Annotated in this window: 13 protein-coding genes; 9 read left to right on the top strand and 4 right to left on the bottom strand. The window is 34.9% G+C overall.

All coding sequences use genetic code 11. The features are described from left to right. Window positions 1–11: 11 nt before the first annotated feature. Genes ftsA through ACYQZV_RS00715 form a run of 4 tightly spaced genes read left to right on the top strand, consistent with a single transcriptional unit; the run spans window position 12 to window position 4,944 of the window. Window positions 12–1,259, top strand: coding sequence for a cell division protein FtsA (ftsA, locus tag ACYQZV_RS00730; protein ID WP_459892173.1), 1,248 nt, complete (start codon window positions 12–14; stop codon window positions 1,257–1,259). After that, entirely contained in the window at window positions 1,256–1,798 is a 543-nt protein-coding gene (locus ACYQZV_RS00725) for a TlpA disulfide reductase family protein (protein WP_459892171.1), read from the top strand. Before ftsA ends, ACYQZV_RS00725 begins: the two co-directional genes overlap by 4 nt. Continuing rightward, the gene (locus tag ACYQZV_RS00720; protein WP_459892169.1) at window positions 1,785–3,278 is read left to right on the top strand and encodes a GGDEF domain-containing protein; all 1,494 of its coding nucleotides are present in this window, start codon (window positions 1,785–1,787) and stop codon (window positions 3,276–3,278) included. The genes ACYQZV_RS00725 and ACYQZV_RS00720 overlap by 14 nt, the downstream gene beginning before the upstream one ends. After that, a complete protein-coding gene (locus ACYQZV_RS00715; protein WP_459892167.1) occupies window positions 3,256–4,944 on the top strand; it encodes an NAD+ synthase in 1,689 nt (562 codons plus the stop codon). Before ACYQZV_RS00720 ends, ACYQZV_RS00715 begins: the two co-directional genes overlap by 23 nt. Here the strand turns inward: ACYQZV_RS00715 and ACYQZV_RS00710 are convergent. Then, window positions 4,941–5,249: a hypothetical protein gene (locus ACYQZV_RS00710; protein ID WP_459892165.1), complete on the bottom strand. Its 309-nt coding sequence runs from the start codon at window positions 5,247–5,249 to the stop codon at window positions 4,941–4,943. The two genes, ACYQZV_RS00715 and ACYQZV_RS00710, sit on opposite strands and share 4 nt — an antisense overlap. Window positions 5,250–5,366: 117 nt before the next feature. Between ACYQZV_RS00710 and mqnC the strand changes: the two genes are divergently transcribed. Continuing rightward, window positions 5,367–6,425 (top strand): cyclic dehypoxanthinyl futalosine synthase, encoded by a 1,059-nt coding sequence (gene mqnC / locus ACYQZV_RS00705; RefSeq protein WP_459892163.1) that lies wholly within the window; start codon window positions 5,367–5,369, stop codon window positions 6,423–6,425. A 14-nt stretch (window positions 6,426–6,439) separates the two neighbouring features. After that, window positions 6,440–6,907: a thioredoxin-dependent thiol peroxidase gene (gene bcp / locus ACYQZV_RS00700; RefSeq protein ID WP_459892161.1), complete on the top strand. Its 468-nt coding sequence runs from the start codon at window positions 6,440–6,442 to the stop codon at window positions 6,905–6,907. Here the strand turns inward: bcp and ACYQZV_RS00695 are convergent. The 3 genes from ACYQZV_RS00695 to ACYQZV_RS00685 are packed head-to-tail and all read right to left on the bottom strand — an operon-like array spanning window position 6,904 to window position 11,822. Further along, the gene (locus ACYQZV_RS00695; protein WP_459892159.1) at window positions 6,904–10,260 is read right to left on the bottom strand and encodes a sensor domain-containing protein; all 3,357 of its coding nucleotides are present in this window, start codon (window positions 10,258–10,260) and stop codon (window positions 6,904–6,906) included. The genes bcp and ACYQZV_RS00695 overlap by 4 nt on opposite strands. Before the next feature lie 3 nt (window positions 10,261–10,263). Then, window positions 10,264–10,911 (bottom strand): bacterio-opsin activator, encoded by a 648-nt coding sequence (locus ACYQZV_RS00690; protein ID WP_459892157.1) that lies wholly within the window; start codon window positions 10,909–10,911, stop codon window positions 10,264–10,266. A 2-nt stretch (window positions 10,912–10,913) separates the two neighbouring features. Beyond that, complete coding sequence (locus ACYQZV_RS00685; protein WP_459892155.1) at window positions 10,914–11,822, bottom strand: KaiC domain-containing protein; 909 nt, start codon at window positions 11,820–11,822, stop codon at window positions 10,914–10,916. Window positions 11,823–11,996: 174 nt separating this feature from the next. On the opposite strand from ACYQZV_RS00685, the gene dnaK reads away from it, so the two are divergent. The 3 genes from dnaK (at window position 11,997) to ACYQZV_RS00670 (ending at window position 15,517) form a co-directional block, all read left to right on the top strand. Continuing rightward, a complete protein-coding gene (dnaK, locus tag ACYQZV_RS00680; protein WP_459892153.1) occupies window positions 11,997–13,871 on the top strand; it encodes a molecular chaperone DnaK in 1,875 nt (624 codons plus the stop codon). Between the two features lie 116 nt (window positions 13,872–13,987). Continuing rightward, window positions 13,988–15,232 (top strand): adenylosuccinate synthase, encoded by a 1,245-nt coding sequence (locus ACYQZV_RS00675; protein WP_459892151.1) that lies wholly within the window; start codon window positions 13,988–13,990, stop codon window positions 15,230–15,232. Window positions 15,233–15,316: 84 nt separating this feature from the next. Further along, window positions 15,317–15,517: a hypothetical protein gene (locus ACYQZV_RS00670; RefSeq protein ID WP_459892149.1), complete on the top strand. Its 201-nt coding sequence runs from the start codon at window positions 15,317–15,319 to the stop codon at window positions 15,515–15,517. Window positions 15,518–15,598 lie beyond the last annotated feature (81 nt).

The raw sequence follows: 15,598 nt of genomic DNA, 5'->3' as shown, positions 1-15,598 counted from the left end.
AGGACAAAAAAGTGAAATCTATAGTTGGGTTAGATATAGGGACAAGCAAGGTAGTTGCCTTAGTGGCGGAGATAGATAACTATGGTGATACTCATATAGTAGGGATAGGTGAGGCAAAATCTCAGGGTATAGACAAAGGTTCTGTAACTAAACTTGATTTAGCATCAAAATCTATTCAAAAAGCGTTAAAAGAAGCTGAAGAGATGTCTGGTCATAGAATAGACGGTGTTTTTATATCTATCTCCGGAGTTCATATTAAAAGCCAGAACGAAAGAGATACTATAAGCATATCTCCCCAGCCGTCTGATGTAGATGAGCAGATAGTGGATAGGCTTTTAGAAAGAGCGGTAGCTAAAGCCAAAGAAGAGTCATATGATATACTTCATACTATCCCAAGAAACTTTATACTAGATGATCAAGAAGGCATTTTAGACCCTGTGGGACTTACTGGTTCTAGGTTGGAATGCGATGTGCATATTATAAAGGCTGGTGTCTCACTTTTAAGAAATGTAGAAAGGACGGTGGGGGTCGCTGGATACAAGCTTAACGGTAAAGTATTTGCCGGTCTTGCTTCAGCAGAATCATCTCTTACGGAAGAAGAGAAGTTAGAAGGAGCGCTTCTTATAGATATAGGGCATTCTATTACGAACTTTGTTTTATATATGAACGGCCAACCGGCCGTATCTGGTACTGTACCAATAGGAGGATACAGTATTACAAGGGATGTAGCTCATTTTATGAAAATATCCACAGAAGAAGCAGAGCGTATAAAGTTAGAAAATGGAGTGGCTTTTGTAGAGCTTGTGGATGAGATAGAAAAGATAAAGATAAAACCTCGTGGTGAAGATAAGGAGACCATGATTCCAAGAAAGCAGTTAGCGGAAGTTATCCAAATAAGGCTTGAAGAAATCATGGATAAAATAGTGGAGAAGATAAACGCTTCAAACATGAGGTTAGAAAATATAAATGCAGGCACTATTATAACTGGTGGTACTGCAAAGTTAAACGGCATAAAGGATTTTACAGAGCATTACCTTGATATGGCTGTAAGGATTGGCTACCCTTTAAATATAACGGGTCTAAAAGAAAAACTTCAAGACCCTGCATATTCTTGTGTTTGCGGTGTAATCAAGTTAGCCCAAAGCATGAAAGATATAAGCTATACAAGCCCTCAGAGGCCCATTCAAAGGCAGCTTCCGTCTAGAACTAACAACAGCATTTTACAAAGGATACTGAGCTTTTTTAAGGATTTAATATGAGGAAAAATATAGCATATGTGCTGGCTCTTGTTCTACTCATATTAGCAGCTTATTATGGTTTTTATGATAAAGATTCAGCTCAGGCTATAACTTATAAAAAGCCTAGTCCTATACCACAGTTTAGCGTAAGGCTAGTTTATGAAAATGGGATGCCTACCAACAAAGTAGTAAGTATAAACGATTTTAAAGGGCACTATACGTTGGTTAACTTTTTCGCCTCTTGGTGTCCTCCTTGCAAAGCAGAGCTACCTTTGTTTGAACAGGCTTATCAAAGATTTTCTCCTTATGGCTTTAGGATTCTTGCAATAAGTATGGACGATAATGAAAATGCTCTAATGTCTTTTTTAAAAGATAAGCATTTTACTTTTGATATAGCTATACATAGTCCTGGGCTTGGCTCTAAGTTTAATATAACTGGGCTTCCTACATCTTATCTTTTAGATCCTCAAGGCAACATCATAAAAGTGGTGTATGGAGAGTATACCACCATAAATCAGGATCTTTCTAACATATACTTTAATATTAATGAGCCTCGTTAAGAAAGTTACTTTGTACATAAGCGTTATATCGCTGGTTTCATATCTAGCCGTGGTAATAGGCAACAAAGTTATCACAAAGAAGGAGATAGATACTAGGGTTATGAAAGAGTATTACGATACCTATAAAATATATAAAGCTACCATAGATGATTACAAAGATATGTTAAGAAACGGTGTTTTTAATCCAGACGTTGTATTAAAAGCTAAAAACGATGGATATTGCAAAGAAAATGCATCAGATGCTGTGGTGGTGAGGTACCTTAGCTTAGGTGTATATAAGTATGTAGATAACAACTGCGAATACTTTGGGATTTATGCTTACAAGCCTCTTGATTCACTATCAAGATTGGAGGATATAAACTGGGTGGTAGTGCTTCATACAGATGTTATAAAAAAGCTTTATCCACAACAGAGCTTTTGGGATAACTACGTAGGTGGAAAGATAATAACAAAGAAATACATAATAGATTCTTATAAGAATGCCAACGCTCTTAGTGTATTCTTATATTCTAGAAAATCAAAGATAATATCTTACAAGGTGGAGAACTTGGGTGAAGATTATTATCTTATAATGGAGATACCGATAATAAACATATCTGGTATAGAGCTTGGTAATGTATACATTATGAAAAATATATCTTGGATATACAAGCAAGAGCATAGACAATTTTTGGTACTTACTGTATACGGTATAACGTTGACGTCTATACTTCTTATCACGATAATATTTGTAATATCAAGCATTATAAAGGATATAAACAGACTTTTAAGAGTTGCTATGACGTTAAAAGAAAAGGATTTTCTTCACTTAGATGAAGTAGAAAAAGACCCTATATTGGAAAAAGATATATCAAAACTAAACGAAATATCTAAGCTTAAAAAGATAACTTACATGATGGCTATAGAGATAAAGAACCTTGTAAATGAGCTTCAAAAAGATAAAGAGAAGTTTCAGGATATGGCTTACAAGGATGCACTTACAGGAATATACAACAGAAGATTTTTCTTTGAACAGGTTAATATTTTAATAGAACAAGCAAAGCGTACCCATACACCCATATGTATAGCTATGTATGATATAGACAACTTTAAGAAGGTAAACGATACTTATGGCCATGATATGGGAGATGTAGTGATAAAAGATTTTGCAAATACCATAGTAAGCTCTATAAGAAAATCTGATATACCCGCAAGGCTTGGTGGTGAAGAGTTTGCGGTTTGCCTTTACAATACAGATATAGAAAATGGCTTTAAAGTAGCGGATAAGATAAGGCAAAACTTTGAGAATTCAACGCATACTCTTAATGATATTACTATTAGATGTACTTGTAGTGGTGGTATTTATCAGCTAACCGAAGAGGATGATATAGACAGCGCCATTAAAAAAGCCGATGAAGCCCTTTACGTGGCAAAACGTACCACAAAAAATAGAGTGGTAATCTACCGAGAAGGTATGGATGATGAGCTCAAAAACTCTTAACGTAAGCCTTTGCCAGATAAATACTACAGTAGGGGCTTTTGAAAAAAACTTTGAAAAAATATGTAATTTTATATCAAAAGCTCAAAACTCACATATGATAGTTTTTCCTGAGCTTTCTTTGTGTGGTTATATGCCTCAGGATATGTTGTATAGCCAAAAGTTTATAGATTTAAATAGACTTTATTTTGAAAAGCTTAAAGATTATTCAAAAGATATAGAAAGTGTAATAGTGGTGGGTTTTGTAAGGGAAGATAAAGCCATCTACAACTCTTTGGGGGTTTTGTTTAAAGGTGAAGTTTTAGGCTTTTACGACAAAAGGTTTTTGCCAAACTACAACGTATTTGATGAGAAAAGGTATTTTAAAAGTGGAGATAACGATTTAACAATAGATATAAACGATGTAAGATGTGGTTTTTCTATATGCGAAGACATATGGTATCCAGATGGCACCGAAAGGCAAGATGTCTTAAAAGGAGCAGAGGTTATTGTAAATATAAATGCATCTCCATATTCTCTTGGAAAGCAAGCTTTTAAAGAAAATTTTTTAAGAGCAAGGGCTTCTGATAATTTGTGTTTTGTGGTTTATGCAAACTTGGTAGGTGCCAACGATGAGCTTGTTTTCAACGGCGAAAGCCTCGTAATAAATCCAAAAGGGCATATTGTAGCCAAAGCAAAAGCTTTTGAGGAAGATATTTTAAATGTAAGCTTAGATATAAAAGAAGTTTTTGCAAAAAGAAAAAGCGATTTAAGATGGCAAGAGGTTTGCAGGCCAGAAAATGCTAGTGCAAGTTTATATATATCAAAAGAGATATTTTATCAAAACATTATATCTCCAAGCCTTCCAAAGGAAGAGGAGCTTATAAAGGCAATAACTCTTTCTATAAGAGATTTTTTTGAAAAGCAAGGCTTTAAAAAGGCTGTTCTTGGGCTTTCTGGTGGGATAGACTCTGCTTTGGTGCTTTACCTTGGGGTTTTGGCCATTGGCAAAGACCATATAAAAGCTGTTTACATGCCAACTTCTTTTAACAAAGAAGAGTCTTACGAGGATGCAAAAACCCTATGCGAAAACTTAGGCGTAGAGCTAAAGGTAATACCTATAGAAAGCGTTAGAGTAGTGTATGAGGAGCTTCTTCGTTATAAATATTTTGATGTAGCTGATGAGAACTTACAGGCAAGGATAAGGGCAAATATACTTTTTTATATATCAAACAAAGAGGATAGGATAGTTTTATCTACCTCCAACAAGTCAGAATCGGCAGTTGGTTATACTACAATATATGGGGATATGGCCGGAGGGTTTTCACCCATAAAAGACTTATACAAAACAGAAGTCTACGAGATAGCTTACTTTATAAACAAAGACAAAGAAATAATACCAAATAGCATAATCACTAAACCACCTTCTGCGGAGCTAAGACCCAATCAAAAAGACCAAGATTCTTTACCACCTTACGATGTTTTGGATAAAATTTTATGGCTTTTAATAGAAGAATATAAAGACAAAGAAGATATAAGAGAATTTGATAAAGAAATAGTAGAAAAAGTTTACAATATGCTTGTAAAAGCAGAATACAAGAGAAAGCAGGCCCCCATAGGGCCTAAACTTCACGAGAGAGCTTTTGGGATAGGATGGAGGTATCCTATTGTAAGAGATAAAAATATTTAACGCATTCTACCGGGTGGGACATTTGGAAGGCTCTGTGGCATATTAGCGGGCTGGCAGTTTTCCACCAATCCCTTTTTAGCAAGCCCAGGTGGCATACCGTTTACAAAACCTGTTTTTCTACCTCTTTGCCATCCTGGTGGTACGTTGCATTGATTGTAATTGTTGTTGTAAGTATTTGAATAAGTACCATTTAAAGCGCTTCCAAGGTTTGATATAGCGTTTCCTATATTTTGAATCTCATCACCAATGGTAATAGCAAAACTTACATTTGTTAAAAGCACCAAAACACCTAAATATTTCAGCATAAAACCTCCTTGATACCTTGATTATAAATTAAATTTAGCAGTTTAACATGAAAATTGGATGAACGATAGCTGATAAATATCTTCTTTACAAAAAAGATAAAATAATATATTTAAAATATGAAAACTTTGGATATTGGCAAAAGAATAGACGAGCAAACAGCTAAAGAGCTCTTTGAAGAGCTTGATTTAAATACGCTTGGTTTTTTAGCGGATAAAAAAAGAAAAGAATTTCACAAAGATAATATAGTTACGTTTGTCATAGATAGAAATGTAAATTATTCAAATGCCTGTGTTGCCTCTTGTAAGTTTTGTGCTTTTTATAGAAAACCAAACGACGAAGAAGCCTACGTTTTACCAAAAGACGAGATATTAAAAAAAGTAAGAGAGCTAAAAGAAAGAGGTGGTACTACGCTTCTTATGCAAGGAGGTTTAAATCCCGATCTTGGGCTTGATTATTTTAAAGACCTTATAAGCTCAATACACCAAGAGTTTCCAGATATAGACATACACTCTTTATCGGCTCCTGAGATAGTTTATCTTGCTAAAATAGAAAAAATGTCTATAAAGGATGTAATAAGAGAACTAAAAGAAGTGGGGCTTAAATCTATACCTGGCGGTGGGGCAGAGGTGCTATCTCCAAACGTAAGAGCTGTTATAAGCAAAGGTAAATGCACTACAGAAGAGTGGATAGAGGTGCATAAAAGCGCTCATGAACTTGGTATGACTACAACTGCTACAATGATGTTTGGTCATATAGAAACAATAGATGATATTATATATCATCTTTCTCTTATAAGAGATTTGCAAGACAAAACAGCAGGTTTTACGGCTTTTATACCGTGGACGTTCCAAAAGGGAAATACGGAGCTTGATTATGTAGAACCAGCTTCAAGTGTATATTATCTAAAAGTGTTAGCCCTTAGCAGATTATTTTTAGACAACTTTAAAAATATACAAGCATCTCACGTAACTCAAACCATGCAAATAGGCACCGTGGCTCTTCACTTTGGGGCAAATGACCTTGGTAGCGTGATGCTTGAAGAAAACGTGATATCTTCAACGGAGTTTAAAGTAAGGATACCAGCCGTTGAAGATATGATTAAAAATATCAAAAAAGCTGGATTTACACCAGCCAAAAGAGACACGTATTACAATATAATAGAAATATACAACTAGAAAAGGAGGATTCTATGGAAAAAGCACCGGATTTTTGTTTGCAAGGGATTGATGAAAATGGTAATGAAAAAGAGTTTTGTTTAAAGGATTTTAAAGGTAAAAAGGTAGTTCTTTACTTTTATCCAAAGGATGATACACCGGGATGCACAAAAGAAGCCTGTGGTTTTCAAGAAAATCTAAATCCTATAAAAGCTATGGGTGTGGAAGTAATAGGAGTGAGTCCAGACAGTATAGCTTCTCATAAAAAGTTTAAAGAAAAATATGGTTTAAATTTTATACTGTTGTCAGACCCTGATAAAAAAGTGGCAGAGAGCTATGGAGCTTACGGTGAAAAAAAGATGTACGGTAAAATTACAAAAGGCATAATAAGGTCAACGTTTGTAATAAACGAAAACGGCGAGATAGAAAAAGCTTGGAAGAATGTAAAAGTAGATGGGCACGTACAGGCGGTGATAGATTACCTTAAAAGCCAAAAAGCTTAAATTATATATTGTAAAGCTTCTTCTATAGGCATAGGTTTTGCGAAAAGATAACCTTGGGCTATATCGCAGCCGACTTCTTTAAGAAGTTTGTATTGTTCTTCTTTTTCTACACCCTCTGCTATCGTTTTGGCGTTTAGTTCTTTGGCAAGGTTTATTATAGCTTTTACCACCGCTAAACTTCTCTTGTCAGAAATTATATCCCTTATAAATGAGATATCTATCTTAATAATATCTAAATCTATGTTCTTTATATAAGAGAGCGACGAATAGTATGTGCCAAAGTCATCTAACGCTATCTTTGTACCCAAGTTTCTCATGTTGGATAAAATCTCTTTTGCCCTTTGGAAATCTTGCAAAACTGTCCTTTCCGTAATCTCAATCACGAGGTTGTCGCCAAAGCATTGACATAGGCCCATTAACTTTGATATAAAGATATCGTCTTTGAAACTGTTTGCAGATATGTTGAAGGCTGTGGTGAAGGTTTTTCTCTTTGATTCAGATATTAAAAATTCCATATCTTGGGCTATGAGCTCTAAAAATGTGTCTTGGAAACTATTTAACAAAGAAGAAGACTCTAAGAAATCGATAAATTTATAAGGAGATATTATGCTGCCGTTTTCCTCTATTATTCTTATAAGCGCCTCAAAACCTACAAAGCTTTTCGTTTTGATGTCAAAGTAAGGTTGATAGAAAAATCTAAACAATCCTTTGTCTAAAGCTCTTTCCACAAGCTCTTGAGCCTCTATGTATCTTTTTACGACCACATCTATGTCTTTAGAGAAAAACCTATATCTACCAGCGCCGTCTTTTTTGGCTTCTTGGAGTGCTAAGCTTGCTTTTTCATAAAGCTTTTCAAAGCTATCGCCGTCTTCATCGTATAAAGAAATACCCATATTTATGTAGAGCTTATCAAGTTTCTTGATATTGTCTAATTCTATATCTATACCATCTTCAAAAATCTTGTTTATTTTATCAACAATAGCAAACAAATCTTCTTTTTTTTCTATGTCCTTAAAAACGCCAAACTCATCTGGCCCAATCTTAGCTATTATAACATCTTCAGGTTCTAATAGTTCTTTTAGCATGCTTGCTACTTTCTTTACAATATCATCTGCCTTGCTAAACCCATATATTTGATTTAGTATAGAAAATCCATATATATCAAGTAGTATTAGAGCTCCTTTCTTAGATTGGTTTTTAATATAATCTAGTCTATCGTTTATAGCTTTTGAGAAACCGTTTATGTTTAAAAGACCTGTGCTTTGGTCCATGAAACTAAAACGCTCCAATTTTTTCTCTAACTCTACTTCTTGAGTAATATCTTTTGCTATAGTAATATAGCTAATAGTGCCATCTTTTAACATTACTGGAATGATAGACTCGTCTAAGATAAAAATTTCTCCGTTTTTCTTCTTGTTGTAGAAAATACTTTCAAAAGCGTTGCCAGATTTTATAGTCTGCCATAATCTTTTATAGAAATCATCATCGTGATATCCAGATTTGAATATATTTGGTTTTTTACCTATCACTTCTTCACAAGAGTACAAAGATATCTTACACACTGTTTGATTTGCATATACGATATAGCCATCTTCATCTGTTATAAGTACCCAACCTTTGGAGTTTTCTAGGGCTTTTCTCAATACAAGGCTGTTTTGTTCTTCCAAGATTTTTTTCAAAGCAAAAGATATATCCTTTTTAAGCTCTTCCAATATACTAATGATATGATAATTATCAAAAAACTGAAATTCTTTTTTGTATACGCTTAATATATATAAAACTTTGTCCTCGTTGTAGTCTAATATAGGGATAGATGCTTTTGAATAGTTTGGTTTTGATTGTGTTATTACAGATTTTGTAAGTAGAGATCTATTTTCCTCTTCTAAATTGTGGTTTTCTTCTATTTCAGCGTTGTTTCCATTTTCCAATATAAGTTCAAGGGTGCTTTCTTGCTTTACCTTAAAGATTTTTACGTAATCAAAATCAAACATTACGATGGTCTTTGCTACGCTGCTTAAAAGTTCACTTTCTAAATCTACACTTATAAGTATTGTGTTTATTTCTTTTAACATATCAAAAAGTTTAGCCAACAACACTTTTTCAGAAATATCAAATATGGTATACAAAACGTATATTTTATTTTCTATACTTAGCCTATTTACATGAACTTCTACGTTTAATCTTTTGCCATTTTTAGCAACATGCATAAATTCAAAATGTTTTAAATCTCCTTGTATTATGTTTGTTAGCAGCCTTTCAGATTCCTCTTTTGGTACCCCTTCAAGCTCATACATGTACATATTTTGAAACTCTTCTTTAGAATAACCATATAACTTTGAGGCTGGCTCGTTTGTCTTTAAAATTTTTCCGCTCTCATCTATAAGTAGCAATGTTAAAGAGTGTTTATCAAACAGCATCTCGTAAAAATATTTTTCTTGATTTAAAAGTATTTCCTTTGTGGTCTTTTTGGTTATAAAAGCTATAAAAATAAGCAAAATGATTGTAAATATAAACCAAGAGGATAATACGGCTTTTAAATCTGTATAGTACCCTTTTAGTAAAAACGGTAAAGATACCGAAACGTAAGGGTACATAACTTTACCAGCTACGAGGTTTGCTCTTGTTATAGCGGCTAACTTTGGTTCACCGTCTATAGGAGATTTGTATCTCACGAAGGCAAAGCTAAGGTTTTTATGAGATGCTATAAAATCATACAAAGGTTTGTGTATCAGGCTTTTAGATAAAATTGGGATATGGGCGTTTATGATGCCGTTTGGAAGTAAAACACCGTAAGAAAAGCCTTTTGTGGAGTATGCGTATATGTATAAAGGAGGTTTGTGCATTTGTAGAAGATAAAAACCATCTTTTATAGGTAAAAGTGTAAATATAAAATAGTGTTCACCTATTTTAAAAGCAGGTGTAAAACAGTATTTATGAAGAGAAATACATTCATGTATCGCGTTTTTTATATTTTGATTAGACACGGCATCTTCATAAATAGAGAGTTCGTTTTCTTTATAACCTTTTCCAACTACTTTGAGGTTTTTATCTATTATAAGAAATAAGCTATTGTCGTTGTCAAAGTTCTTTTGTAATATATAAGGCGCTTTATCTAGGCCTGATTTTATTATTATATATTTGACATTGTTCATAAGATAATACTCTAGCTTATTCTCGCTAGCTATGTGGCGTTTTAATATATACAAGTTGTTCCTTAAGTCTATTTTTGCATCTTCTATAGCATCTTTTTTATATTTATTTATATAAAACAGGTTAAAACCTAAGCCAAAAGCTATAAAAACAAAAGCTAAAACGAAAAGAAAAAACGTAAATGCATTTTTGTTTTTTAGCATGCTTTATTGTTGTTCATTAATAGCTTGCTTTATTTCGTGTATAAGAGTTGCTGGGGTTTTGATTGGATAATGTATCGACTTTAATATATCCTCTATTTTCATGTTCTTAATCTTTACGTTTTTAAGCTTTTCTTGCAAAGTATTACCATCTACAATTGGATATTTTATACCTTTTGTGTTTTTAAGCACAAGGTAAGCCCACGGCACATCCAAATCCCGCAAAATATCTTGAGCTATCAATGAGCAATAGTGCATGAGGCTTTGGGCATCTTGTCCATCTTTTACAAGCTTGTAAGCTAACTTTGCTATACCACCGGCGGTGTGGACCTTAAGCTCTTTTGCTTCTTCTTTTGTAAGCTCTTCCAATTTTTTTATCTTTTCCATGGCAAGCGTTGGGTCAGCTCTTAGTATGTTCTTCACCGTGTTTTTTGTGAGACCTACCTTGGCTGCTATTTCCTCTTCTGGTTTTATATACTCTTCTTTTAAAACAATTACATAAGAGGCTCTAGCCAAAGAAGGAAGCCATGTTAAAGTTCTAAACTCAGAAAGCTTAGAAAGACCCCCAAGAAGGTCTATGGCTTTTAGAAAAACCCTTTCTACCAGTCTCTCTAAATCTTGTTCATTCTCAACTACACCATTTAGTGTAATCATATCTATACCTCCTCTTCAGATTTTAAATTTTTACCAAGGGGTTCTTTTATCACCACCAAACCCGTTTCTGTGATTTCTAAAAGATGCGTTTTTGTATCGTGTCCAGACATCCTGCATCCGTCAATTCTAAAAAGCCTTACTATTTCGCCTAATTCTTTTTTGTAAAGCCTCGCTTTGTAAGTGGAGTCCACTAGCTCTTTTGCTAAGACCATCGTGCCATCTACTATATGACCTACAGCATATCCTCCTGCTGCTTCGGCAGTAAGCTCTTCATGACCGCTTCTTTTTTGAGAAACGAAGAGAGCTGTTTGATACCATTTTTTCATGAAATTAAACATTCTTCTTACTATTGCTCTCGCCATCATTTCTTTGTTTTCAAAAAGTCCAGTAATAGAATCTACCACGGTAAAGTTTACTTTATAGGTTTTTATAGCGTAAGCCAGGGTTGCCAACAAATCTGGTATATTTTCCCTTAGCCTATCAGAAGAGGCTGCATCTATAAGTATTATGTTGTTTTCAAAATCCTCAAACTTATATCCCATAGCGGATGCTCTTAGCTTCAAAGATGCCGCTACAAAGTTTGCCGGAGCTTCTACGCTTATAAAAGCTACTTTTTTGCCTTTTTGAGCTTGATATACGCTAAACTGCTCTACCATCAAAGATTTTCCAGTATCAGAAACCCCTGTTATATTCATAACCGAATAAGCCGGCATACCTTTTAGGCTTTTCTTGACGATTTTACCTTTTTCTGGCTCTACTATAAAGAACAAATCATCCAACCCCTCAATGCCAGTCTCAACTCCGTATATCTTGGGTGCTTTCTCAAGCGCCTCTTTGCCAACGTAAATAGCGCTTAAATCTGGACTAGCTTTTTGCTGCTCTTTGTAATCTTCCTTTTCAAAATCTTCCATAAATTTATTCTATATTAAATTTTTTCTTAAAAGCTGACAAAACAAATACTTAGATAATACTTACTTTTAGTTTACAGTATTTGGCTTTTAGTATATTATAAAGATACTAAAAAAACTTGACAAAATTATACTTAAGTTTTATTATAATAATATATTAAAGTAGGAGGTAGAAGTATGGCAGAAAAGGTATTAGGTATAGACCTTGGTACAACAAACTCTGTTGTGGCTGTAATGATAGGTGGAGAACCGGTTGTAATAGCTAATCAAGAAGGTTCTAGGCTTACGCCTTCCATAGTCTCATACACCAAAGAAAAAGAGGTGTTGGTGGGTGATCCAGCTAAAAGAAGAGCCGTTTTGGATCCAGAAAACACCATATACGAATCCAAAAGATTTATAGGAAGAAAATACGACGAGGTTTTAGATGAAGCGAAAAGAGTATCTTACAAAGTAGTACCAGATGACAAGCAAGACGCAGCTTTTGAAATACCAAACATTGGAAGAAAAGTAAGACCAGAAGAGATAGGAGCCCAAGTGCTCAAAAAATTAAAGGAGGCAGCTGAAGCCTATCTTGGTGAAAAGATAACAAAAGCTGTTATAACAGTACCAGCATATTTTAACGAGCGTCAACGCCAAGCTACTAAAGACGCTGGAGCTATAGCAGGCCTTGAAGTCCAAAGGATATTAAATGAACCAACGGCGGCAGCTTTGGCTTATGGGCTTGACAAACAAGCGGATGTTAAGATTTTAGTTTATGACTTTGGTGGTGGTACCTTCGACGTTTCTATACTAGAAGGTGGAGAGGGGGTAATAGAGGTAAAAGCCACAAATGGTGATACACACTTAGGTGGTGCCAACATAGACGAGCGTATAATGGAATGGCTTATAAACGAATTCAAAAAAGAAACCAATATAGATTTAAGAAGCGATAAAACCGCTCTACAACGCTTGAAAGAAGCTTCAGAGCAAGCTAAGAAAGAGCTATCTTTTAAAATGGAAACCGAGATAAATCTACCTTTTATAACCATAGATCCAGAAACCAAGCAACCGGTACACCTACAGAAAAAACTAACAAGGGCAAGACTGGAAGAGATGATAAAAGACCTCATAGATAGGACCATGGAAATAGTAAAAAGAGCCTTAGAAGACGCAAAGCTAACTCCAAAAGATATAAACGAGGTGGTGCTAGTAGGTGGTTCTACGCGTATACCTTTAGTACAACAAAAGATAAAGGAGTTTTTCGGAAAAGAGCCCCACAAAGGTGTAAACCCAGACGAAGTGGTAGCTGTTGGTGCTGCTATACAAGCTGGTGTTATAACGGGTGAAGTAAAGGATATACTCCTTGTAGACGTAACACCTCTTTCTTTGGGTCTTGAAACGCTTGGTGGTGTGATGACAACCCTTATACCAAGAAATACACCGATACCTTACAAGAAATGTGAAGTATTTACTACGGCTTCGGATAACCAAACGGAGGTAGAAATCCATGTGCTTCAAGGTGAAAGACCAATGGCTAAAGACAACAAATCCCTTGGTAGGTTTACTCTAACTGGAATACCGCCAGCTCCAAGGGGAGTACCCCAAATAGAGGTGTGTTTTGATATAGATGTTGACGGTATACTTCACGTAACTGCTAAAGACAAAGCTACCGGTAAAGAGCAATCTATTAAAATACAAGCTGCTGGTGGTCTTTCCAAAGAAGATATAGAAAAGATGGTAAAAGAAGCTGAAATGCACGCTGATGAAGATAGAAAGAATAAAGAGCTTATAGAAGCTAGAAATAGGCTTGATTCTTTGATATACAGTCTTGAAAAGCTTTTAAACGAACAAAAGGACAAAATACCTCAAGAGCTTTTAGAAGAGGCTGAAAGAGAGATTGCAAATGCAAAACAAGCCTTTAACTCCATAGATAAGAATACCATAGAAGATGCTTACAGTAGGATAAACAGCGTATCTAACAAGATAGCCACCCATCTATATTCGGCTGGTGCAAACCCGTCAGATGGTCAAAACCCACCACCAGATGAAGGATTCAACGCAAGACCTGTATAAAATATAAGCATATAATATCTAGCCCCTCGGTGGGGGCTTTCTATTTGTCCTTACTTATCTTATTAATATCTTATTAAAAATCCTAACACCATCTTTTCTGATATAATGTATAGGTTATGGAAAAGCTTGTTATAGTAGGTGCTCAATGGGGTGATGAAGGAAAAGGAAAGATTGTAGATTTGCTGTCAAAAGATTACGAAATGGCTGTCAGATATCAAGGTGGCAACAACGCAGGTCATACTGTTATAGTAGATGATAGAAAGTATATCCTTCATTTGGTGCCTACTGGTATATTGCACAAACATGCAAAAGGAGCAATAGCTCAAGGTATGGTGATAGACCTTGAGGTTTTAAACAAAGAGATAAAAGATTTAGAAACATTGGATATTCAAAATAGGCTTTTTATAAGTGAGTTAGCCCATATCATACTTCCTTATCATAAAATTTTAGATGGGCTTTTTGAAAAGAAATCAAATATAGGTACTACACTAAAAGGTATAGGGCCTACCTACATGATGAAGTACGCCAGAAAAGGCATAAGGATGGTTGATTTAAAAAATGAGGATATCTTTTATAAAAGACTTGAAGAGAATATAGAATTTACAAAAGAGTTGTGCGAAAAAGTATACAACGAGAAGTTTGAGCTCAACAAAGATAAAGTTGTAGAAGATGTTTTTAGGCTTTTTAAACCTATAGAAAATAACGTTAAAAACACCTTTAGAATCATACAAAACTCAAAAAGCGTAATATTTGAAGGAGCCCAAGGGGTTATGCTTGATATAGATATTGGTACGTATCCGTATGTCACTTCTTCAAACTCATCTACCCTTGGTCTTTCAAATGGTACTGGGCTTAACCCTAAGTATTTTAGCGATGCCAAGTTTGTAGGGGTATCGAAAGCTTACACCACAAGAGTAGGCTCTGGACCTTTTCCTACAGAGCTAAAAGATGAAATTGGAAATGCCCTAAGGGATTTTGGCCATGAGTATGGCTCTACCACCGGAAGACCGAGAAGATGTGGCTGGCTTGATTTGGTGGCTTTGAAATACGCCTGTGATACCAACGGTTTTGATGAAATAATACTTACCAAACTAGATGTACTTGATAACTTTGATGAGATAAAAGTATGTATAGCTTACGAGGGATTTGATGGATTTCCATCTTCTTTAAAGGATATGGAAAATGCAAAGCCAATCTATAAAACATTAAAAGGATGGAAGCAAAACACAAAAGCCTTAACAGACAAAAATAGACTTCCCAAAGAGGCACTCCAATATCTTATGTTTATAGAAGACTATCTAAACATAAAAATATCTATGCTTTCCACCGGTCCAGCTAGAGAAGACTACTTATACTTGTAATATAAAATAGTTTCACCTTTCATCAAATTTTCATCTTTTTTTTATTATATTAAAATCATTAAAACTTTTAAGGAGGTAAGACCCATGAAAAAGTTCTTGTCAATGCTTTTAGCAGGCATGTTTGCAGTATCACCGATGGTACTTGCAGCAGAAAAGAAGATGGAACACAAACCAGTGCACAAGAAGATGGTGCACAAAAAGTGGCACAGAAAGTGGCATAGAAGAGTAGTACACAAAAAATGGCACAAGAAGATGGCCCACAAAAAAGTAGAACACAAGAAGTGATAAACATTTAAATTTAGGCCCCCAGCGTTTATCGGGGGCTTTTATTATAAAAATAATAAAAAAATAGACTCCCTACCCTCA

This window comes from Hydrogenobaculum acidophilum, from assembly GCF_054656715.1.
This window is presented reverse-complemented; position numbering and strand designations above follow the sequence as displayed.